Origin of the sequence: Rhodococcus sp. DK176, from assembly GCF_038447315.2 — a bacterium.
GTDB classification, from domain to species: Bacteria; Actinomycetota; Actinomycetes; order Mycobacteriales; family Mycobacteriaceae; genus Rhodococcus_F; species Rhodococcus_F jostii_A.
This window is the reverse complement of record NZ_CP118321.2, coordinates 581,975-601,306: the sequence shown is the minus strand read 5'-3', so window position 1 is coordinate 601,306 and position 19,332 is coordinate 581,975. Positions and strand designations below refer to the sequence as shown.

General features: G+C 66.8%; 20 protein-coding genes and 4 pseudogenes. 9 read left to right on the top strand and 15 right to left on the bottom strand.

What is annotated here, in order from left to right:
• Positions 1–217 precede the first annotated feature (217 nt).
• The 3 genes from PSR88_RS02675 to PSR88_RS02665 all read right to left on the bottom strand — a co-directional run bounded on the left by PSR88_RS02675 (position 218) and on the right by PSR88_RS02665 (position 1,682).
• Positions 218–988: an alpha/beta hydrolase gene (locus PSR88_RS02675; RefSeq protein ID WP_016880905.1), complete on the bottom strand. Its 771-nt coding sequence runs from the start codon at positions 986–988 to the stop codon at positions 218–220.
• Between the two features lie 30 nt (positions 989–1,018).
• Positions 1,019–1,144 carry a hypothetical protein gene (locus PSR88_RS02670; protein WP_016880906.1) on the bottom strand — a complete coding sequence of 42 codons (126 nt, stop codon included), beginning with the start codon at positions 1,142–1,144 and terminating at the stop codon, positions 1,019–1,021.
• A 238-nt stretch (positions 1,145–1,382) separates the two neighbouring features.
• Positions 1,383–1,682, bottom strand: a complete 300-nt coding sequence (locus tag PSR88_RS02665; protein WP_202801304.1) for a hypothetical protein — start codon at positions 1,680–1,682, stop codon at positions 1,383–1,385.
• On the opposite strand from PSR88_RS02665, the gene PSR88_RS02660 reads away from it, so the two are divergent.
• The gene (locus tag PSR88_RS02660) at positions 1,659–2,030 is read left to right on the top strand and encodes a hypothetical protein (RefSeq protein ID WP_202801305.1); all 372 of its coding nucleotides are present in this window, start codon (positions 1,659–1,661) and stop codon (positions 2,028–2,030) included. The two genes, PSR88_RS02665 and PSR88_RS02660, sit on opposite strands and share 24 nt — an antisense overlap.
• Here PSR88_RS02660 and PSR88_RS02655 read toward each other — a convergent pair.
• The gene (locus PSR88_RS02655; protein WP_029538261.1) at positions 1,996–2,793 is read right to left on the bottom strand and encodes a sulfite exporter TauE/SafE family protein; all 798 of its coding nucleotides are present in this window, start codon (positions 2,791–2,793) and stop codon (positions 1,996–1,998) included. The genes PSR88_RS02660 and PSR88_RS02655 overlap by 35 nt on opposite strands.
• A gap of 91 nt (positions 2,794–2,884) precedes the next feature.
• Between PSR88_RS02655 and PSR88_RS02650 the strand changes: the two genes are divergently transcribed.
• Positions 2,885–3,661: an AraC family transcriptional regulator gene (locus PSR88_RS02650; protein WP_029538265.1), complete on the top strand. Its 777-nt coding sequence runs from the start codon at positions 2,885–2,887 to the stop codon at positions 3,659–3,661.
• 34 nt (positions 3,662–3,695) lie between these two features.
• Here the strand turns inward: PSR88_RS02650 and gnd are convergent, their stop codons facing one another.
• Positions 3,696–4,595 carry a phosphogluconate dehydrogenase (NAD(+)-dependent, decarboxylating) gene (gnd, locus tag PSR88_RS02645; RefSeq protein ID WP_016880910.1) on the bottom strand — a complete coding sequence of 300 codons (900 nt, stop codon included), beginning with the start codon at positions 4,593–4,595 and terminating at the stop codon, positions 3,696–3,698.
• Between the two features lie 201 nt (positions 4,596–4,796).
• Between gnd and zwf the strand changes: the two genes are divergently transcribed.
• On the top strand, positions 4,797–6,338 hold the full coding sequence (gene zwf, locus PSR88_RS02640) for a glucose-6-phosphate dehydrogenase (protein ID WP_016880911.1): 1,542 nt from the start codon (positions 4,797–4,799) through the stop codon (positions 6,336–6,338).
• Between the two features lie 578 nt (positions 6,339–6,916).
• Here the strand turns inward: zwf and PSR88_RS02635 are convergent.
• The 5 genes and pseudogenes from PSR88_RS02635 to PSR88_RS02615 form a co-directional block, all read right to left on the bottom strand.
• Positions 6,917–7,384, bottom strand: coding sequence for a hypothetical protein (locus PSR88_RS02635; RefSeq protein WP_342338046.1), 468 nt, complete (start codon positions 7,382–7,384; stop codon positions 6,917–6,919).
• A 59-nt stretch (positions 7,385–7,443) separates the two neighbouring features.
• Positions 7,444–7,653 carry a glyoxalase gene (locus tag PSR88_RS02630; protein ID WP_342338045.1) on the bottom strand — a complete coding sequence of 70 codons (210 nt, stop codon included), beginning with the start codon at positions 7,651–7,653 and terminating at the stop codon, positions 7,444–7,446.
• Positions 7,654–7,794: 141 nt separating this feature from the next.
• The gene (locus PSR88_RS02625) at positions 7,795–8,091 is read right to left on the bottom strand and encodes a hypothetical protein (RefSeq protein WP_016880815.1); all 297 of its coding nucleotides are present in this window, start codon (positions 8,089–8,091) and stop codon (positions 7,795–7,797) included.
• Between the two features lie 757 nt (positions 8,092–8,848).
• A pseudogene (locus PSR88_RS02620) lies at positions 8,849–9,103 on the bottom strand (acyl-CoA dehydrogenase family protein); the annotation flags it as partial.
• 23 nt (positions 9,104–9,126) lie between these two features.
• Positions 9,127–9,312, bottom strand: a complete 186-nt coding sequence (locus PSR88_RS02615) for a zinc-ribbon domain-containing protein (protein ID WP_081437396.1) — start codon at positions 9,310–9,312, stop codon at positions 9,127–9,129.
• Between the two features lie 53 nt (positions 9,313–9,365).
• Here PSR88_RS02615 and PSR88_RS02610 point away from each other — a divergent pair, with 53 nt between their 5' ends.
• The gene (locus tag PSR88_RS02610; RefSeq protein WP_342338044.1) at positions 9,366–9,749 is read left to right on the top strand and encodes an epoxide hydrolase N-terminal domain-containing protein; all 384 of its coding nucleotides are present in this window, start codon (positions 9,366–9,368) and stop codon (positions 9,747–9,749) included.
• A 339-nt stretch (positions 9,750–10,088) separates the two neighbouring features.
• Positions 10,089–10,452 (top strand): annotated as a pseudogene (locus PSR88_RS02605) (WhiB family transcriptional regulator).
• Between the two features lie 231 nt (positions 10,453–10,683).
• Here PSR88_RS02605 and PSR88_RS02600 read toward each other — a convergent pair.
• A pseudogene (locus PSR88_RS02600) lies at positions 10,684–10,798 on the bottom strand (malic enzyme-like NAD(P)-binding protein); the annotation flags it as partial.
• A 1-nt stretch (position 10,799) separates the two neighbouring features.
• Here PSR88_RS02600 and PSR88_RS02595 point away from each other — a divergent pair.
• On the top strand, positions 10,800–10,952 hold the full coding sequence (locus tag PSR88_RS02595) for a hypothetical protein (RefSeq protein WP_016880917.1): 153 nt from the start codon (positions 10,800–10,802) through the stop codon (positions 10,950–10,952).
• 134 nt (positions 10,953–11,086) lie between these two features.
• Here the strand turns inward: PSR88_RS02595 and PSR88_RS02590 are convergent.
• Positions 11,087–12,763: pseudogene (locus tag PSR88_RS02590) on the bottom strand (acetolactate synthase large subunit).
• Positions 12,764–13,323: 560 nt separating this feature from the next.
• On the opposite strand from PSR88_RS02590, the gene PSR88_RS02585 reads away from it, so the two are divergent.
• Positions 13,324–13,848, top strand: coding sequence for a YceI family protein (locus PSR88_RS02585; protein WP_016880918.1), 525 nt, complete (start codon positions 13,324–13,326; stop codon positions 13,846–13,848).
• Positions 13,849–13,902: 54 nt separating this feature from the next.
• On the opposite strand, the gene PSR88_RS02580 is transcribed toward PSR88_RS02585, so the two are convergent.
• The 3 genes from PSR88_RS02580 to PSR88_RS02570 are packed head-to-tail and all read right to left on the bottom strand — an operon-like array spanning position 13,903 to position 17,730.
• Complete coding sequence (locus tag PSR88_RS02580) at positions 13,903–14,154, bottom strand: DUF3263 domain-containing protein (RefSeq protein WP_016880919.1); 252 nt, start codon at positions 14,152–14,154, stop codon at positions 13,903–13,905.
• Between the two features lie 41 nt (positions 14,155–14,195).
• Positions 14,196–15,335, bottom strand: coding sequence for a 2-oxo acid dehydrogenase subunit E2 (locus PSR88_RS02575; RefSeq protein ID WP_016880920.1), 1,140 nt, complete (start codon positions 15,333–15,335; stop codon positions 14,196–14,198).
• Between the two features lie 43 nt (positions 15,336–15,378).
• Positions 15,379–17,730: a transketolase-like TK C-terminal-containing protein gene (locus PSR88_RS02570; RefSeq protein WP_016880921.1), complete on the bottom strand. Its 2,352-nt coding sequence runs from the start codon at positions 17,728–17,730 to the stop codon at positions 15,379–15,381.
• Positions 17,731–18,003: 273 nt separating this feature from the next.
• Between PSR88_RS02570 and PSR88_RS02565 the strand changes: the two genes are divergently transcribed.
• Positions 18,004–18,480, top strand: a complete 477-nt coding sequence (locus PSR88_RS02565) for an Lrp/AsnC family transcriptional regulator (RefSeq protein ID WP_016880922.1) — start codon at positions 18,004–18,006, stop codon at positions 18,478–18,480.
• Between the two features lie 86 nt (positions 18,481–18,566).
• Positions 18,567–19,271: a GntR family transcriptional regulator gene (locus PSR88_RS02560; RefSeq protein ID WP_016880923.1), complete on the top strand. Its 705-nt coding sequence runs from the start codon at positions 18,567–18,569 to the stop codon at positions 19,269–19,271.
• Positions 19,272–19,332 lie beyond the last annotated feature (61 nt).

Sequence of the window (19,332 nt, the reverse complement as noted above, 5' to 3'; positions counted from 1 at the left end):
TCCGCGCGAAGCTGCGTTCTCGGTCATCGAGAAGCGACTGATGGGATGGGCCCCTGACGTGGTGGGGGAGTAGAACAGTTCACGTGGCGTCGGTGGCATGCCGGATCTGTTGCAAGCCCGAACCATTGAGCTGGTACCCGGAAGCTGGAGTGGCGATGCCGAGTCCTCCCGAGCCATTGGGGATTCCAGAGGCCGGGAGGACCGGGTCGGGCTGGTGTCAGTTCGCTTCGGAGTGAGCCGCGAGGTTCTCCCGGAAGAACGGCGTAGCTTCCGCCACGGCGTGGTCGACGTACTTCGGCACGTCGTAGACGTCCATGTGGGCGCCACCCTCGACGACCACCAGCTTCTTGGGACTGCGGACCCGGCCGTGCAGTTCGGTGGACATCCACAGTGAACCGGCTTCGCTGCCCGCCACGATCAGCAGCGGTGCCGTGAACAGGTCGTCGACCAGGTGGAACGCGTCGAATGTGAAGATCCGCGAGATGCTCTTGGTGAACAGCTGCTTGTTCCTCGCGTTCGGGTGCTGCGCCCGCGCCGTGAGGTAGTAGTCGTGCGCCTCGACCAGGTCGCGCGGAGTGCTCTCGTCCGGCTGTTCCGGAACGTAGGGAATGTACGCCGGATCTGCACCCTGGGCCTCGCCGGTCCGCTGCTGAGCGACTGCCTCCAGCGTGGGCACCGCGGCCGCGTCGGAGTCGGTTCCGTACCACCCTCGGCGGAACGAGGTGCCGATGTTCACGGCGCTGACGGTGGTGACGGCCTTGATCCGGTAGTCGGTCAGGGCCGCATTCACGGCGTACCCGCCGCCGGCGCAGACCCCGAGGACGCCGATCCGTTCAGCGTCGACATAGCCCAGGCTCTGCAGGAAGTCGACGGCAACGCGGACGTCCTCCGCCCGAGCGAACGGATCTTCGAGGTGGTGCGGGTCGCCGCCGCTCTCGCCCTGGAACGAGGCGTCGTAGGCCAGTGCGACGAAACCCTCCTCCGCCATTTTCGCGGCGTACAAGCCCGCGGTCTGCTCCTACACACCGCCGCCCGGGTGCACGGTGACGACGGCCGCGTAGCTGGCCTGCGGATCGAAGTTGTCGGGCAGAAACAGGTTGCCGGCCATGGTGATCGGGCCGTTGGGAAAGGTGGTGCTGTCCATTACCGAGTCCTTCTGATTGTGATGTGTGCTCGTTCGGTCAGAGGTTCTTGTTGTAGAAGGGGATGAGGGCGTCGAGAGCCTGCCCGACCGGGTCGGGCTGGTCGTACAGGTCGTAGTGCGAGAAGCCTTCGGCCACGACGAGCTGCTTCGTCTCGGAGCGGGCGCGGCGGTAGATCTCGAGGCCGTCACGGTAGGAACCGAACGCACCGGGCTTGTTTCCGACGACGACACACAGCGGCTAGGTGAGGAGTACTTCGGCGTGGGTGAAGGCGTCCCACCCGTATCCCGCTGCTCGTCGTGAGATCAGGCTGCGGGTGGCGCCGTTCGGCTTCTCCCCGCGGGGTGTCTTGTAGTAGTCGGTGGCCTCGACGACGTCGAGTCCCGTCCCGGCCGCCGCGTCCACGGTGGGCGGCAGCAGGTTCTCCACGTTCGGTTCGGCGCCGCGGACCTCGGCGGTGCGCTGCCCGGCGATCGCCTCCAGTGTCGCGATCGGTTCGTAGCCGCTGAACGCTTCATGCAGCAGGTGTCCGAAATTCACGCCCACGACACTGCCGACGACCTTGATCCGCCGTTCCGTCTTCGCTGCGCTGATGGAGTATCCGCCGCCGCCGCAGATGCCGAGCACGCCGATCCGGTCGGCGTCGACGTAGGGGAGGGTGACGAGGTGGTCGACGACGAAGCTGAAGTCCTGGACCCGTTGCGTGGGGTCCTCGGTGAATCGGGGTTCGCCGCCGCTGGCGCCCTGGTAGCTGGCGTCGAATGCGATGACGACGTAGGTTCACGGACGTCGTTGGGTGTGGGCGGCACCGGCGTGATCCTTCCTCCCGTGTCGGCGGGATACGCGCTTGCGGTTACCGAAGCGCAGCAAGCACAGTGGTCATGGTGACCGCGACGAGGAGCAGCACGTAACCGACCGCGTGGACACGGTCGGGCAGACGGGGTGGGCGTCGCCTCAGCGTGACGATCACCGGGAGTGCGCCGAGGAGAAGCGCCAGGGCCGCGGCCAGGTCGATGGAGCCGGCCAGGGCGGCGCCGGCGGGTGATCCGGGACCGCGGCCGACGAGGAAGATCAGAACTGCCGGCAGGCTGATGGCGAGGGTCAGCGGGGTTGCGAGTGCGGTGGCGACACCCATCATCAGTCCGGAGCGGCGCAGGAGAGGCACCGTCATGACACTGCCGCCGACGCCGAGAAATGCTGCGCTCGCGCCGATCGGTAGCCCGAGCGAGGTCGGTATGGCGAACCGTTGCCGAGAGTCGGTGGTGTGCGGCGCCGCCGGACGGAAGAAGCCCGGCCGCACCAGGACATCAACGATCGTCCCGACGAGGTAGATGACGAACCCCCACTGGATGATTGCGCCGGGTACGAGCCGGGCGAGCAACGCGCCTGCCACGCCTCCGAGACCGAGAAGTGCGAGCAGACAACGAGAGTCACGCAAGTGACGCAGCACCGTGCGGGAGGTTGCGGACGTGGCGACGGCAGCATTCACCATCATCACCGCCGCGGATGTTGCGACTGCGACCCGGGCGGCCGAGTCGCCGAGCCCTGCTTCTGCCCACAGGACGACCGGGACGGTCACGAACCCGCCGCCGAAACCGAACAGGGCGGTGGTCAACCCGGTCACGAGGCCGATGAGAACGAGAACGAACATATTCACTCGGTCCAGTTCACCGTATCGCTGTAGCGGCGACAATCGAATGTCAGTCGATTTCTTTCGAAAGTCAGCCGGTAGGTTAGGTGTGGTGAGAAATGTCCCGCTCGGCGACATCGACCGTATCGAGCGGGACGTGCTCCCGATCGCGACCGACTATCCGGCCGGCTTCGTGCTGGACTGGCACGAACACCGTCGTGCGCAGTTCCTGTACGGAGCTACAGGAACAATGGTCGTCGAGACCGACAACGGCACCTGGACGGTGCCCACGGCTCAGGGCGTCATGATTCCGCCGGCCACACGGCATCGGGTACGGATGCTCGGTGTGAGTACGAGCAGTCTTTACATCGAACCAGCTGCGGTGCCGTGGTGGCCCATGGCGTGCGTCGTGGTCGAGGTGTCATCGCTGCTCCGTGAATTGCTGCTCGTCGCCGCCGATCTACCCGCCGAGTACGACCGCGACGGTAGGGAGGGCGCCGTCGCGGCACTGCTGCTGTTCGAGCTGGCAACGCTCAGGTCGCTGCCCCTGCACCTGATGCTGCCCACGTCGGCCGACCTGGTCGCGTTGTGCCGGTCCTATCTCGGCAAGCCGGAGGTCGGCGTGACGAACGCCGAGTGGGCGGGCCGAGTGGCGATGAGCGAACGCGCCTTCACCCGGCGATTCCTACGCGAGGTCGGGGTCAGTCCGGCGGCCTGGCGCCTGCGGGCTCGGTTGCTGGCAGCCATCCCGATGCTGCGCTCGCAGCCGGTGACTCGGGTCGCCTCGACTCTCGGCTACGCATCTCCCGCAGCCTTCTCCTTCGCCTTCAGCCGCGAGTTCGGAATGGCGCCGTCCGCCGCCGGCCGCCGCGAGGACACGCACCGGTGAGTTGCCGGGCAGGTCGGGTCGAGGCCGTCACTGTTCAGGCGATCCCGGCGGGTTCGGAACGTCGGACAGCGTGCCCACCGAACTGGTTGCGCAGCGCCGAAACGGCTTTCATGGCGGGCGAATCGTGTTGTCTGGAGGCGAACCGCGCGAACAGTGCGGCGGAGATCACCGGCGCGGGAACCGCGTGTGCGATGGCTTCTTCGACGGTCCAGCGGCCTTCGCCGGAATCCTCGGTGTAGCCGGAGATTCCGGCCAGGTCGGGATCCTCGGACAGGGCCTGCACCAGGAGGTCGAGCAACCAGGACCGCACGACGGTGCCCTTGGACCAGGCACGCAGGACTGCGGGAACGTCCACGATCGAGTCCTCGGCGGCGAGCAGCTCGTACCCCTCGGCGTAGGCCTGCATCAACCCGTACTCGATGCCGTTGTGCACCATCTTCGCGTAGTGGCCGGCACCGACCGCGCCGGCATGGACGAAGGAGTCCTCACGGTCACCGTCCGGTCTCAGCGCGTCGAAGACCGGCATCAACCGGTCGATGTCGGCGGCGTCGCCGCCGGCCATCAGCGCGTAGCCGTTCGTGCGTCCCCACACTCCACCGGAGACGCCGCAGTCGAGGTAGCGGATGCCGTGTTCGGCGAGGATGTCCGCGTTCACCTTGTCGTCGGTGAACCGGGAGTTGCCGCCATCGACGACGAGGTCACCGGGCGCGAGCAGGCGCGAAAGCTGCCCGATCACCTGACGGGTCGGCGCACCGGCAGGCACCATCATCCACACCGCCCGCGGTGCCGGAAGCGACTCGACCAACGATTCGAGGCTGTCCACATCGCTGGCGGCGGCGTGAGGGTCGTATCCGATCGCCTCGAGTCCGCGTTCACGCAACCGCTCACGCATGTTCAGACTCATGCGGCCCAGACCGACCAGTCCCAGTTTCATCGTCACCGTTCCATTCTCGATTCTCGGTATCGTGCCGATGTCTATGTCTACGGCGGTTTCGGGGTCGCCTCACCTGACCGGACGGGGAGCTGTCACTGGCCGCTCGGCCAAGTGCATTTCGTCTCGACGCCTTCGACACTGGTATTCGACGCATTGTCCGAATGCGCGTGTGGTGGAGCGAAAGACGGAGTGGGAACAGAAGTGACCGTGTCTGAAGTGCAGGAGAGGGACCCGCTGGCAGCCGGCTCGGACGGCGGACTCGGTGAGGCGTTGATCGGCAATAGTGGTCAGGTCACCGAACCGGTCTCGATGGTGATCTTCGGAATCACCGGTGATCTCGCACGCAAGAAGTTGGTCCCGGCCATCTACGACCTCGCGCACGGTGGCCAGCTGCCACCGGGTTTCGATCTCGTCGGCTTCGCTCGCGACGGCGCGCACGCCAAAACTCGGCTGCGGGAGGCGGTGATTGCGCACGCGCGCAAACCATTCGACCCTGCGGTGTGGGCTGAGCTCGCCGAGCGTATCCACGTCGTGCAGGGGTCGTTCGACGACACGGCCGCGTTCGCCCGGCTTTCCGCCCGGCTGGCCGAGCTCGACGTCCGCCGCGGCAAACCCGGCAACTACGTCTTCTACCTGTCCATCGCACCCTCGGCGTTCGCCACGGTCTGCGACCAGCTGGCGATCACCGGCCTGAACCGCGATGCCCACGGTTGGCGCCGGGTGGTGGTGGAGAAACCGTTCGGGCACGACCTCGCCAGCTCGCAGACTCTCGGTGTCGCGCTGGAAAGGGTGTTTCCGCCGTCCTCGATCTACCGCATCGATCACTACCTGGGGAAGGAGACGGTGCAGAACATCCTCGCGTTACGCTTCGCGAACGGAATGTTCGAGCCGTTGTGGAACAACCGGCACATCGACCACGTGCAGATCACCATGGCCGAGAGCGTCGGAGTGAGCGGGCGCGCCGGGTACTACGACGGCGTGGGTGCTGCCCGCGACGTCATCCAGAATCATCTGCTGCAACTATTGGCGTTGATCGCGATGGAGGAACCCGTCGCGTTCGATGCCGACAGCATCGCCGCCGAGAAGATCAAGGTCCTCTCCGCCACCGGACTCCTCGAACCGCTCGCGGAGACATCTGCCCGCGGACAATACGGTGCGGGGGTGGAGAACGGTGTTCCCGTACCAGGATTGGCTGACGAGGCAGGCTTCCCAGCCGACTCGACGACCGAGACCTTCGCGGCCCTGACAGTCGGCATCGCGACCCGCCGGTGGGCCGGCGTGCCGTTCTTCATCCGCACCGGCAAACGCCTGGCACGGCGGACCGCCGAGATCGCGGTAACGTTCACACCTCCCGCCCATGGTTCACCCGCTGCCCGGGCCGCGGCGGTGTCGAACGTGCTCGTGTTCCGGGTTCAGCCGGACGACGGAATCGAGTTGCACATCGGCGCCAAACGTCCGGGCGGCGGCATGCACATTCAGCCGGTCAGCCTGGGGATGGACTTTCGGTCGGTGTTCGACCCGGCGCCGGAGGCCTACGAGCGGCTGATCTGTGACGTGCTGCGCGGGGACGCCACCCTCTTTCCTCGCCGTGAGGAGGTCGAATGGTCCTGGCGGGTCATCGATCCTCTCCTCGAGCACTGGGCAGCCCTCGGTCGCCCGGACAACTATCCGTCCGGCGCGTCCGGCCCGGAGTCTGCGGAACGAATCCTCAGCCGGACCGGCCGGGAGTGGCGGTCGCTCTGACCCGCGGTGCCGCCGCTCAATTCCGTGCGCCGTTCTGCGGCGCCGGGGTTCGGGCTGCAGGTCCGCCGACGCGTACGACGATCGACAACGAGGACGAGCTCCGGCGGAGCAGGGACAAGGGGATCATTGACATAAAATAGTGATGCAGACCATGCTCCTCGGGCGCAATTCGGTCAGGTGTGCGCATGTCGAACCGTGGGAGTGGGAGGAGGCTCTACGGCGCTGGTCCTCGACCAACTCAAACTCGGCACGAAGCCGGACCGCGCGGGGGCCGGTCAGCCGTCGACCGGACCCGGAACCGTGGCCGGAGCAACGACTCCCAGTCCTGTGCACAAGGTGCCGGCGGCCCCGGCGGGAGCCGCGGCCGAAGACAAGACTCCCACCCAGGCGGGGAAGCCGGTGCGGGGGCGCAGAACACCGGCGAGGACATCGTCTGCGAAGACACCGCCTTCGTCGCCACCGTGACGGTGGGCCCGACGCGGATGTCGCCGGCCTGCCTACCTTCACTGCTACGGACTGTCGGACATGGTGGCGCCGCCGGGCGCCGGGGTTTGCGGTGCTCGACGGCGCCCTCTGGGTTAGGTGTTGTTTGCCGTTCGTGGGGTGTGGTTGCGGGATTCGATGGCGGCGATGGTGTTGTCGAACGCCTTTCCCAGGACGCGGGTGCCGAAGGCGCCGAGCACGGCTGCGAGTGCTCGTCCTTTGAGGTTTTTGCCGTCGCGGACCACGACGGCGTCGATGTCGGTGGTGCCGTCGGGGCGCGGGGTGAGGGTGTAGGTGTGGCCGGAGTTGCCGCCCCACAGGTTGGAGTCGGTGGTCGTCATGACGATGCGGTGGGGGTCGGTCCAGTCGTAGTGCAGGCGTTCCCAGGCCCCGCCGGAGCCTTCGGTGACGTCGGCGTGGGTGGTGTCGAGTTCGTGTACCTGGAGGTGGTCGTCGGCGCTGTTGCCGAAGATCGCCTGGCGGCCGGGCCCGAAGTCGGTGAGTGCGTCGAGGAATTGTTCCGGTGTGGCGGTGGTGGTCTGGTGCAGGTGGATCGTGGACATGACGTTCTCCTTGGTGGGTGGTGCCGGGGTGGGGGGTCGGTCGATGGTGTGGAGGGCGGTTAGAGGGGCGGCTCCGTCCCCGCCTGTTCGGCGACCATGTAGGCGGCGTACCAGTCGGGCCAGTTCGGATCCGCGGCGCCGGTGCGCGTTTCGTGTTGACCGTGGGCGGTCGCGGCGCGAATCAGCGCGCTGGTCAGGTCGGCGGTGCTGCCGAATGTTGTTGCCGTGGTGGTGACCGCCTCGGTGGAGGGGGGTTCGATGGTGTTCATGGTTGCCTTCTCGCGGGGTCTCGAAATACGCGGGGGATGTCGGGTGCGGGCCGTCATCCCAGGTTTGGGGAAGAGCTGTGCGCGGTTCGGTTCCCCTGGGTGTTGGGCGGCCGGGTTGCGCGACAGCGGGGTGCTGCTGTTTCAGCCGTCGAGCAGGATCTGGTCGAGGCCGATGGTGTCGGCGCGGCGGTCCTGCCGCTGGTCACGCTGACGGTCGTGCTGGTGTTGCTGTTGCATGTCGTTGTCGCGGTCGAGTGGGCTGTCGTGGGTGACGGCGGCGGCGGGCTGCGCGGCGTTCGGCGGTGCGGTGGTGGCGTTGGCGGCGGCGACCGGGACGAGGCCGAGTGCGGCGGTCGCGGCGGCGGCGGTGGCGAGTCGCTTCCAGGGGGAGGTGCTGGTGGCGGGGTGGGTGTTCGGGTGGAGCTGTGTGGTGCTCATGGTGATCGGTGGTCCTCATTCGGGTGCCGCGGGCCCAGCGTCTGCGGCTATTCGAACGGTGTCGGGGAGGGCCGGAAGTGTTACGCCGACCGAACCCCGGATTGATGTGACCTGCGTCACTGCTGGAAGGGTAGCTGGATCTCCCGGGTCGACGGCACGAAGTCGCTCGTTGCACTTTCGTAGCGGCGACCCCCACCGCCGAAGCCGGCGACTGCGGCGGATCGGGATCGATGTAGCGCGGCGGGGTGTGGGCATTGAGCAGCCAGGCCCCACCCTTTGCGGTGTCACCGATGGGGAATGCGCGTGTCCCGTCGGTGCGGGTGCATGCGGCGAGCGCGGTGACCCACAGGGTGCCGGTGAGGTCGACGGTGTCGAGGGCGGCGAACAAATCGTCGGCGGCGGCGTCCGGGGCGAGGAGGGGGTGCTCGTGGATGGCAAGGCCGTAGGCGGCGGCCAACGGGGCGAGGGTGTCCAGGCAGCGGTGGTCGGGCTGCAGTACAGGACGCGTAACTCCACGCCGGTGAGGGTGTCGACGAGGCCGGCGGCTTGTTCCTGGCCGAGGGCGCTGAGGGGCCGGTGGGCGTCGGACCCGCGCCAGCTCTGCTTTCCTATCGCGTGGGCGTGCCGGAGTAGGACGACCATTCCAGGGCCTTCCCTCGCGAGAGTGTGCGTGTGCGGGTGGTCGCTGGCTGTCTGCGTGTGGGCCCGGCTGTGGTCTTTGCCTGGGTGGGTTGCTGGCGTCTGCAGGTCGGTTGCGCTACAGGCCGAGGTCCCGGCCGATGAGTTCTTTCATGAACTCGTTGGTGCCGGCCCAGATCTTGGTGATCCGGGCGTCTTTCCACGCGCGCGCCATCCGGTACTCGTTCATGTAGCCGTAGCCGCCGTGCAGCTGGACGCAGGAGTCGAGGACCTCGTTCTGGATTTCCTCAGACCACCACTTCGCCTTGGCTGCGTCCATTGCGGACAACCCACCGTGGGTGTGTGCGAGAAGGCACTGGTCGAGGTAACCCTGTGTGACGTCGGTCTTCGAGAGGGTCAGGTCGGTGGCTGAGTGTCGCATGCCATTTGTTGGCCCGAAATTTGCGTGCTGTTGCTAGCGCTGAACTTCCAGCACGACGGGCACCCCATGATCCGTTGTGAACTCGTTGTCTCGGTCGACCGGATTCTCGTCCGAGGCGCGCTCAACCATTCATGCCCACACTTCTGGCAGCACCACCAAATGGGCTTGTTGGTCCCTTAGCTGACGCGGACCGCGGTGAGATCGCCGTTCCGATATGGGTGCCCTTCAACAACCAAGTACGGTGCCCTCTCAGCGACTGAAAGCTGACCTCGGGTCGTCATGGCGTCGAAGGATGCGGCGTGCAAACAACCTCGCAGTTATGTTGCGGACCCTCGCGCTGGACGAGGGGAACGGGGAATGGTCTTACAGCTTCCCGGACACTAATCTCAGTGAGCTGGTTGCCTACTGGTGGGACGGCTACGACTGGCGCAGGGCCGAGGCCGCCATCAACGCCTACGAGCACTGCCAGGTGAGCGTCGTCGGGGTTCCGGTGCACCTCATGCGCAGGCCCGGCCTCGGACCTTACCCGAGCTGGGTTACGACACGATGGTCAGATCCGACTCCGTTTCTTCATGGAGCAACCAGTGTTGCGAAATAGGACACAAGTCATCTCATCCGTACTTTTACCCTTCCCAGGTGCGCACTCCACGGCCCGAGCCCCACGTTGGTGCGCCCACGGCGGCGGCCCTCCCGAGGTGATCAGAACCGATTTCGGGATGGACACCGCAGCGTTCTGTCGGGCACTGGTCGCGTATCTCGACGTCGCCGCGCCGGCACCGCTGCGGCCGCTTGGTCGAGCAAATGATCACCGTCGCTCGTCGAAGGTTCTGGCTGGGCACCTGAACTTAAAGAGACCGTCCGGACTGATTGTGAAGAATGTTGTTTGCGAAAGGATTACCGCGGTGACAGGTCCGCAGCACAAATACCCGTGAGTGAGATGAGTGAGACCGATCCGATGACTTGTATATCCGCTCGTGCGCCGAACACTGTGCCGGCTTCCCGCCGTGAAGGTACGCCACGGACCGGACCGCCCGCCGACCGTGATCGTGGAGATTGGCGCATGCTGGGGTCGTGCCGGAACGTCGAGTCGTCGTTGTTCTTCTCTCCAGAGGGGGAGCGTGGTCGGGACCGGGCGCGGCGCGAAGCGCGCGCCAACCGAATGCCGCGAGTACGCCCTGGCCGTTGCCGAACCGTACGGGACGTGGGGCGGGATGTCCGAGAACGACCGCAGACGGCACATCCGGCCCCGGCAACGAGAGGGGCGGGCCGCCGACCTTCCTGTCGAGGAACCGCTGCGCTGACAGACGATGCGCCGCCCTGAGAACTTCCACATCCTGTCTGGAATGCACGGGGTTGCTCGAAATCGACCCGCGAGCCCCCTACGAGATTCTTCGGACTGAGTATTGATGTAAGCGGTTGTGGTACTGAGTATTTGGTAGGTAGCTCAGATGCCGAATTGTTCGGGGCTGCGCTTGTATACCAGTGGCGCTGCGCAGCAGCGGCTCTTGGGGGGAAGAACCCGCCTCCGGCCCTTGGCAGGCGGAGCGCTTCATACTTTCGGTGATCCGGCGGGCACTGGCAACGAGCGCACCCCGGAACACACCGGGGAAGGCCAGCACATTGTTTCTGATTCGGGAAATCCGCGCGCATGACCACAGCCTCGATGATTCCGGCGTCGTCGATCACCTCGCGGCCGCCGGTGCTGTGCCGGGGCGGCATGAGCGCCGCGGAGATCAAAGCGAGGATCGAGGCCATGTTCGCCGACGACCGACGACCGGTCAGCCAGACGGGTCCACTCTGACACATCAAGGGGGACAGGATGAATGTGCTGCTTCTGCTGGTTTTGCTGATCACCGCGGTCGCTGTCGTGCTGGCGATGCAGACCGACGAGTAGTCCCGCTTTCGGCACTGAACGGCGCGTCACCGACCGGCGTTCTACTGGTCTTCGTTCCCTTTCAGCAGTTCATTGATGGTTGCTGTCTCGGTGGCTTCCTCGTGGTCGTCGAACAGCGGTCGAATTCCTCGAGCTGCCATGATCTGGTCGTTGCTGGTGCCGGCGGCGATCATCGGCCAGACCAGGGCGTCGTCGCCGACGATGAAGTCGATGACGACGGGGCGGTCGTTGAGGGCGCGGGCTTGGGCGATCACCGCGTCGACGTCCTTCATGGGTGGCCAGGTCGACGTTCGAGTACCGGCCGTCGTAGTGGATTTCCTGGAGTTGTTTGACCATGCCGAGGTTGCCGTTGTTGATCAGGGCTACCGTGATCGGGACACCCTCGATCGCGGCGGTGGCCAGTTCCTGGTTGGTCATCTGAAAGCAGCCGTCGCCGTCGATCGCCCACACCTCCCGGTCGGGTGCTCCAAGCTTGGCACCGAGCGCCGCGGGCACCGCATAACCCATCGTGCCGAGACCGCCCGAATTGAGCCAGGTACGCGGCTTTTCGTAGCTGATGTAGTGGGCGGCCCACATCTGGTGCTGGCCGACGCCGGAACAGTAGATCGCATCGGGGCCGGCGGCCTTACCGAGAGCTTCGATGACGAACTCCGGCGACAGGGCACCATCACGCGGACGGTCGTAACTGACCGGGTAGGCCCGGCGAACCTGGTCGAGGGCGCCAGCCGGTCAGGTCGATCGGTCGGCGTTGGTCTCGGCGGGAACGTATCGCGTCGATCAGTGCCGTGGTGGTCTGCTTGCAGTCGCCGACGATCGGCACATCGGCGAATCGGTTCTTGCCGATCTCGGCGGGGTCGATGTCGGCGTGAACGACCTGGGCGCCGGGCGCGAACGAGGCCGCTTCCCCGGTGACGCGGTCGTCGAACCGGGCACCGAGCGCGATCAACAGGTCGCTCTTCTGTAGCGCCGCAACAGCGGCGACGGTGCCGTGCATGCCAGGCATCCCGTAGTGCAGGCGGTGGCTGTCGGGGAACGCTCCGCGGGCCATCAGCGTCGTCACGACGGGAAACCTTGATCACACCCCCGCCGACGTAAAGGACCGGCGCCTTCGCGGCGGCGATGAGGTCGGCGGCCGCCCGGATCTGCTTGCCGTGCGGTCTAGTCACCGGCCGGTAGCCGGGCAGCTTGGTCGCCGGTGGCCAAGCAAAGGTGGTGGTGGCCTGCAGGACGTCCTTGGGGATGTCGACGAGCACGGCACCGGGGCGCCCGGTGGCGGCGATGTGGAACGCCTCCGCGAGAGTGCGGGGGATGTCCTTGGGGTCGGTGACCAGGAAGTTGTGCTTGGTGATCGGCATGGTGATACCGCAGATGTCGGCTTCCTGGAAGGCGTCGGTGCCGATCAGCCCGCGCCCGACCTGCCCGGTGATCGCCACGACCGGCACCGAGTCCATCTGCGCGTCGGCGAGCGGGGTGACCAGGTTCGTTGCGCCCGGCCCGGACGTTGCCATGCAAACCCCGACCTTGCCGGTGGCTTGGGCGTACCCGGTGGCGGCATGTCCGGCACCCTGTTCGTGACGCACCAGCACATGACGCAGCCGCTGGGAATCGATCAGCGGGTCGTACACCGGCAGGATTGCTCCGCCCGGAATGCCGAAGACCACCTCGACGGCCAGCGCTTCGAGCGCGCGCACCACCGCTTGAGCGCCGGTCATCCGCATCGGGTGGATTCGCTCGGGGAGCGCAGTGGAGGAAGCGGCGGAATTCCGGCTGGGCGGCTCGGTGTCGCGAATTGCCGGGAGGGGTCGCTGGATAGGGGAAAAAGTAGATCGCACAGGAAGTCCTCGAGTCGGGTCCGTGCTGTACTTGCTGCGCCGAATTGCGGTTACGGGTCAGACCGCGCCGTATACGGTGCGTCGATAATCGTGCGGCGGTGCCGTTGTCCGGGTCTCCGGCCTCGTGAGCTCTCCCGGCGGGCGATCGAGGAACGGCGTGGCGTTCTCGTGCCTGGCGTGATCTCAGTCAAGCAGTGACCGGCAGATCCGGCAACCAGCACTCATGAGGGTGAGCAATCTGCACGCCGGCACTGCTGCTGGTCCCGATCCCGGTGGTCATCCTGCCCACCGGCGACGCTGTCGGACGAAATCGCTGCGCACACCGTGATCGGCTGTGGGGACCAGCAGAGCACAGGAGCTGACGGTCGAACCTTGCACATCAACCCTAACTGTTATCAAATATTGCAATAGCCCGATCGGCGACACACGACCCAAGGAGTCCACCTATGCCCGACATCCATTCCGCGTCCTCGGCCTCCCCGGCCATTCCCGCCGGTACGTATGCCGTTGATACCGAGCAATCGGCGGTGACGTTCCGCGCCAAAGCGTTCGGGTTGATGTGGGTGCGAGGCCGTATCCCGGTGCGGGAGGGTTCGATCACGGTCAGCGGCGGCCGCATCACCGGGACCGGCCTGCTCGCCGCCGACCGGATCGATACCGCATTGGGGCCCCGTGATTGGCACCTGCGGTCCGCGCACTATCTCCACACGGACAAGCACCCCACGATCGAAGTGGCGATCGACGGTGTCGACCTGTCGAGCGGTTCCGTTCCGTGCGAGGTGACGGTCCGGGGGACCACCGCTCCCCCTCAGTTGCAGCTTCGATCGATCGCGGCGGCCGACGCACTCGACATCACCGCGGAGACGACGGTGGATCGCACCGTCTATCCGATGCTGGGCCCGTGGGCCGGAGTGTCACGTCGTGCGAACCTGGGCATCACGCTCGTCGCTCGGCCAACCGGGAACGCGTAGTACCCGAATCCGTTGGCGCAAGTAATCTCTCGCAACCATTCCGGTACGGATCGATCACACGGCAGCGTGTGCGGCGGCGACACTTTTCGAGGCCGGCCGGGCGAGCTTGCTCGAGCAGAAGTCCATCAAGTATGTCCGGGTTGAGAAGTCGACGTCGTTGATCACTGTGGACGTCACCATCGCCAGAAGGCGTTGGTAGAACACCTGCGGGGTGATGCCGAACTCGGGCAGGATGTATTCGTCTCCTCCGCCGTAACGGCACCACCGCGTTGCAAACGCCAGCATGGCCTGATCGTCTCGGGTCATCATTCCTCCTCGCCCCCGATGGTGTGGTGGTGCGATGTTTGTCAGAGATCGTTTGGGGTGAAACCGTTTTCGAGCCGGGCTTTGACGGTGGTCAGAAAGCGGGCGGCGTCGGCGCCGTCGACGATGCGGTGATCGTAGGAGATGGACAGGTAGGCCATCGACCGCACGTCGATGCGGAGCTCACCGTCCTGCCGGGACGGGACCAGGCGCTCGACCACGGCACCGACACCGAGGATCCCGGTCTGCGGTTGGTTGATGATCGGGGTGTCGAACAGTGCGCCCCGGCTGCCGGTGTTGGTGAGGGTGAAGGTGCCGCCCGTCAGGTCGTCGGCGGTGATCGTGCCGGTGCGGACCTTGTCGGCTTTGTCCGCGATCGCCTGGGCCAGTCCCTCGATGCCGAGCTGCTGGGCGTCTCGGATGACCGGCACCATCAGGCCCTTTGCGCTGTCGACGGCCATGCCGAGGTGGCAGTGGTCGTAGTAGGTCACCTCGGTGACGTCGGTGTTCAGCGAGGCGTTGAGGACCCGGTGCTCGGCCAACGCGTCGACGGCGGCTTGGGCGAAGAACGGCAGGAAGGACAGCTTGATTCCGGTCCGCTGCAGGAAGGCGTCCTTGTGGGTGGCCCGCAGCCGGGCGATCGCGGTGACGTCGACCTCGAGCACCGTGGTCAGCTGGGCGGCGGTCTGCAACGATTCGACCATCCGCTTCGCTATCGTGCGGCGGATCCGCGGTAGTTTTTCGGTGGTCGAGCCGGTCGCCGGCAGAGACGCAGCGGTGCCTGGTGTGGCCGGGGGTGTGGCCGTGTCCGGCTCCGGAGGCGGCGAGGGAACCGCCGCCGGAGCCGGGGGCACCGGCGGCGGGGTCTGTGCAGGATCCGCCGTCGGTGCCGGTATGGGAGGGGCCGCGGGAGCCGCAGCCGTGCCGCCGGATTCGGTGATGATGGCCAGTTCGGCGTCGATGGCGACGACGTCGTTCTCCTCGGCGAGGTGGCGCTGGAGAATCCCGGTGACCGGTGACGGAATCTCGGTGTCGACCTTGTCGGTGGCGACCTCGAGCAGTGGTTCCTCCGCGGTGACGTGGTCACCGGGTTGTTTGAGCCACCGGGTGATGGTGCCCTCGTCGACGCTTTCCCCGAGGGCTGGCATCCGCACCGTGGTGCCTTCGAGTTGTTCGGTTGTCATCGTGTTGTTTGCTCCTGGCCTGTGTGCGTGCGGGTCTCGGTGATCAGGGGATGATGTCGAGTGCGGCCCGCACGATGCTGTCGGTGTCGATGCCGTGGTAGCGGTACACCTCGTCGAGCGAGCCGACCTGCCCGAACTTGCTCACTCCGAGTGCGGTGCTGCGCACCTGGTTGATGCCGGCGAGGAAAGCCAGGGTGTGCGGGTGCCCGTCGAGGACGGTGACCATTGGGTTGGCGCGATCGGCGGGGAAGAGCTGATCGAGGATCCAGCTCTCCCCGGACCCGCGGCCCTGCCGCCCCTGCACGGCCTCGAACAGCAACCCGGGGCTGGTGATGCAGACGACGTCGGCGGGGATGCCCTGTTCGGCGAGACGATCGGCGGCCGACAATGCCTCGGTGATCATCGCCCCCATCGCCACGAGGGTGACCTGCGCGTCGTCCCGGCGCACCAGCGGATACCCGCCGGCCACCACCTGACGGCGACGGCGCTCGCGGGCCGCCGGGTCCGTGGGCACCGCGGCCAGGGTCTGATCGACCGGGCGAGTGGACAGGCGCAGATATGCGGAGGTGCCGTCCGGGCGACCGAGCCGGCCGATGCTGGCCAGCAAGGTCCACTCGGTGTCGATCGCGAACGCCGGTTCGTAGCTGATGCACCCGGGCTGCTCGAGACCGATGGACGGGGTCTTGATCGACTGGTGCGCACCGCCTTCGGCGGCCAGGGTGACACCAGAGGGGGTGCCGACCAGGATCGACTGCCCGCCCGCGTAGATGCCGTACGACCAGGGCTCGAGGGCGCGTTCGACGAACGGGTCGTACATCACGCCGATCGGAAACAGCGGCTGCCCCCACCGGCTCCAGGTGGCACCGAGCTCACCCATCAGTCCGACCAGGTTGGTTTCGGCGATGCCCAGTTCCATGTGCTGCCCGGTGGGCCGCTCATTCCAGTGCATGATGGTCTCGCGGTCGTCGTCGAACCAGTTGCGGCGCTCGGCCGCCGACCACACGCCGACCTTGTTGACCCAACCCGCCAGGTTGGTCGTCGAACTCACGTCCGGGCTGACCGTGACCACCCGCTTGGCCGCCTCGGGGGCTTCGCGGGTCAGGTCCAGCAGCACCCGGCCCAGGGCCGCCTGGGTGGTGGCGGTGCCCTTGGGGGTGCGGCCGATGTCGGTGGGGATCGTGAGCGCGGGCAGCGCCGGGACAGGGTTCCGGCGCAGCCGCTCCGCGTTGCTCGCGCACCGCCGCCCGGCCGCGGAGTCGGCGGCGAACCGGCCCCACGGCGACGCCGGGTCCATGCCCAGATCCGCCGCGAGCGAGGCGTATTCGTCGACCGACAGCAGCGACGAGTGGTTCTGCGGGTGTCCTTGGGTGGGCAGCCCGTAGCCCTTGATGGTGTAGGCGATGATCACGGTCGGCCGGGTGTCGTCGATCTGCCGATAGGCCGCGGTCAGGGCGGACAGGTCGTGGCCGCCGAGGTTGCGGATCGCCGCGGTCAGGGTGGCATCGTCGAGGCCGGCGATCAGCGCGCTGATCTCGGTGCTCCCGGGGCCGTTCCCGGGCAGGCGGGTGCGGACCTCATCGGCGCTGCACCGCAGCAGGCGCTGGTACTCCGGGTTGGGCATGTCCAGGATCCGGGTGCGCAGTGCCTGCCCACCGGGCAGGGTGAACAACTCTTCGAGGAGTCTGCCGAACTTGACGGTGATCACCTGCCAGCCGGCGGCGTCAAACATCTTCTCCAACCGGTTCGCGGCGATGTTGGGAATGACCCGGTCCAGGGACTGCCGGTTGAGGTCCACGATCCACACGACCTCACCGAGGTCGGCGATGCCCGGGTCGAGGATGGCCTCCCACACCGCGCCCTCGTCGAGTTCGGCGTCTCCGACCAGCGAGTACTGACGGCCGGTGCCCGCCCCGCCGGTAGTGGTTTCGACGTAGCGGCGGGCCATCGCACCCCAGATCGGGGCGGTAGCGCCGATGCCGACCGAACCGGTGGAGTAGTCGACGGTGTCGGGATCCTTGGACCGGCTGGGGTAGGACTGCAGGCCGCCGAACTCCCGCAGGGTGGTCAGGTACTTCTCGTCGAGCTCCCCGAGCAGGTAGTTGATGCCGTGCAACACGGGGGAGGCGTGCGGCTTGACCGACACCCGGTCACCGGGCTGGAGCTGTTCGAACCACAGCGAGGTCATGATCGAGACCATCGAGGCGCACGAGGCCTGATGCCCGCCGACCTTGAGGCCGGTGGGGTTGGGGCGGATGCGGTTGGCATGATGGATCATCGAGGTGGAGAGCCACAACACCCGCTGCCGAATCGTTTCGAGTGTCTCCAGATCCACCGGACCACCGGCCTGGGCGGGCGGGGTCGCGGTTCCGGGGGCGACGGGCAGGGTGTCGTGCATCGGATTCTCTTTCCTCACAAGGGCGGATCGCTGCGGACGAGCGCAACTATCAGAACGGCTCCGACGGGGTGGCCAGGGAGCAATCCACTCGACCGGTGACGGGGTGTGTGCGGTCGGATGCGGTATCGGAATGCGGCGGTGCCGGATCTGGTCTGACCGCCGCCCACCTGTTATAACAGTGGATCAGGATTTTGCCGCCTGCGCAATAGTCGGTGTCGAGATTGAGCAGAATGCACGCCGGCAGGGCGCTCGAGGGAAGGTGGGATTGGCACAATGCCAAGCACGCACAAAGCGGATCAGATCGACGCCCGGCTTCTGCTCGCGCTCGCGGAGTCGCCGCGGGCCACGACCATTGCCCTGGCGGACCGGATAGGACTCTCACGCAACACCGTTCAGGCCCGGATGGGCAAGCTCGACGACTCGCACGCGCTGCGCTCGTTCGAGCGCCGCATCGACCCGGCGATTCTCGGTTACCCGCTGCAGGCATACATCTTGACCAACGTCACCCAGCGCAAGCTTGCCCGTGTCGGGGCCGCCCTCGACGGCATTCCCGAGGTGCTCGAGGTCCTCGGCCTGAGCGGTGTCGCGGATCTGCTCCTCCACGTCGCCGTCCGGGACGCCGACGACCTGTATCGGGTGGCCGGGGACATCCTTGAGATCAAGGGGGTCAAACGCACCACCACCGCCCTGGTGATGCGCGAGATGGTCGACTACCGGATCGCGGCGCTGGTCGAGAAGCTCATCGACTGACACCGGCCGGTCCGCGCCCGGATCGGCACCGACCTGGTGCTATAACATGCCTCGTACGTGGTGACAGCGATGAGAACGAGACGGAGATGGTCGTGACAACGAGCACGAGAAACCCGCAACCGCCGGTGCGGTCCCTGACTCCGACCTCCGTTCCCGAGCAGGTCGCCAAGGAAATCCGGCGCTCGATCCTCGCCGGTGAACTCCGTCCGGGGCAGACGTTCTCGTTGCGGGAAATCTCCGGCCAGCTCGGGGTGAGTTTCATCCCGGTCCGGGAAGCACTCAAAGAGCTCGAAGCGCAGGGTCTGGTGGTGACCCGCCCCGGGAAAAGCGCCATGGTCGCCCCGCTCTCGCACGAGGACCTGCACGGGATCTATCGGCTGCGCCGCCAACTCGAACCGGAGATCGCCGGCCGCGCCTGCAAACTGCTCGACGACGCCGACCTGCGTCGACTCGAGAACTACGTGACCATGTTCGGCGACGAGAGCCTCGACCTCGACGACATCTACCAGGCGCACCACGCCTTCCACTACGAGCTGCTCCGGCCCGCCGCCACCGCGTGGGACCTGCGCGTGCTCGACGGCCTGTGGCACGCCGCCGAACGGTATGTCCGGCTGGCGTTCTCGGGTCGAGAGGCCGAGCCGGATGAACACGAGCGGCGGGGACACGTGCATGCGGAGATCCTCACCGTCGTGCGCACCCGCAACATGAGAAAAGTCGCCGCGGCGACACGGCAGCACCTCGACGACAACGAACAGATCGCGCTTCGGGCGCTCGACCCGATCGCGCCCTGAACGCTGCCGCCTCGGCGCATGTTCACGTCGGCTCTGCGGTCGCCGGGGCCCCGCCCCGGCG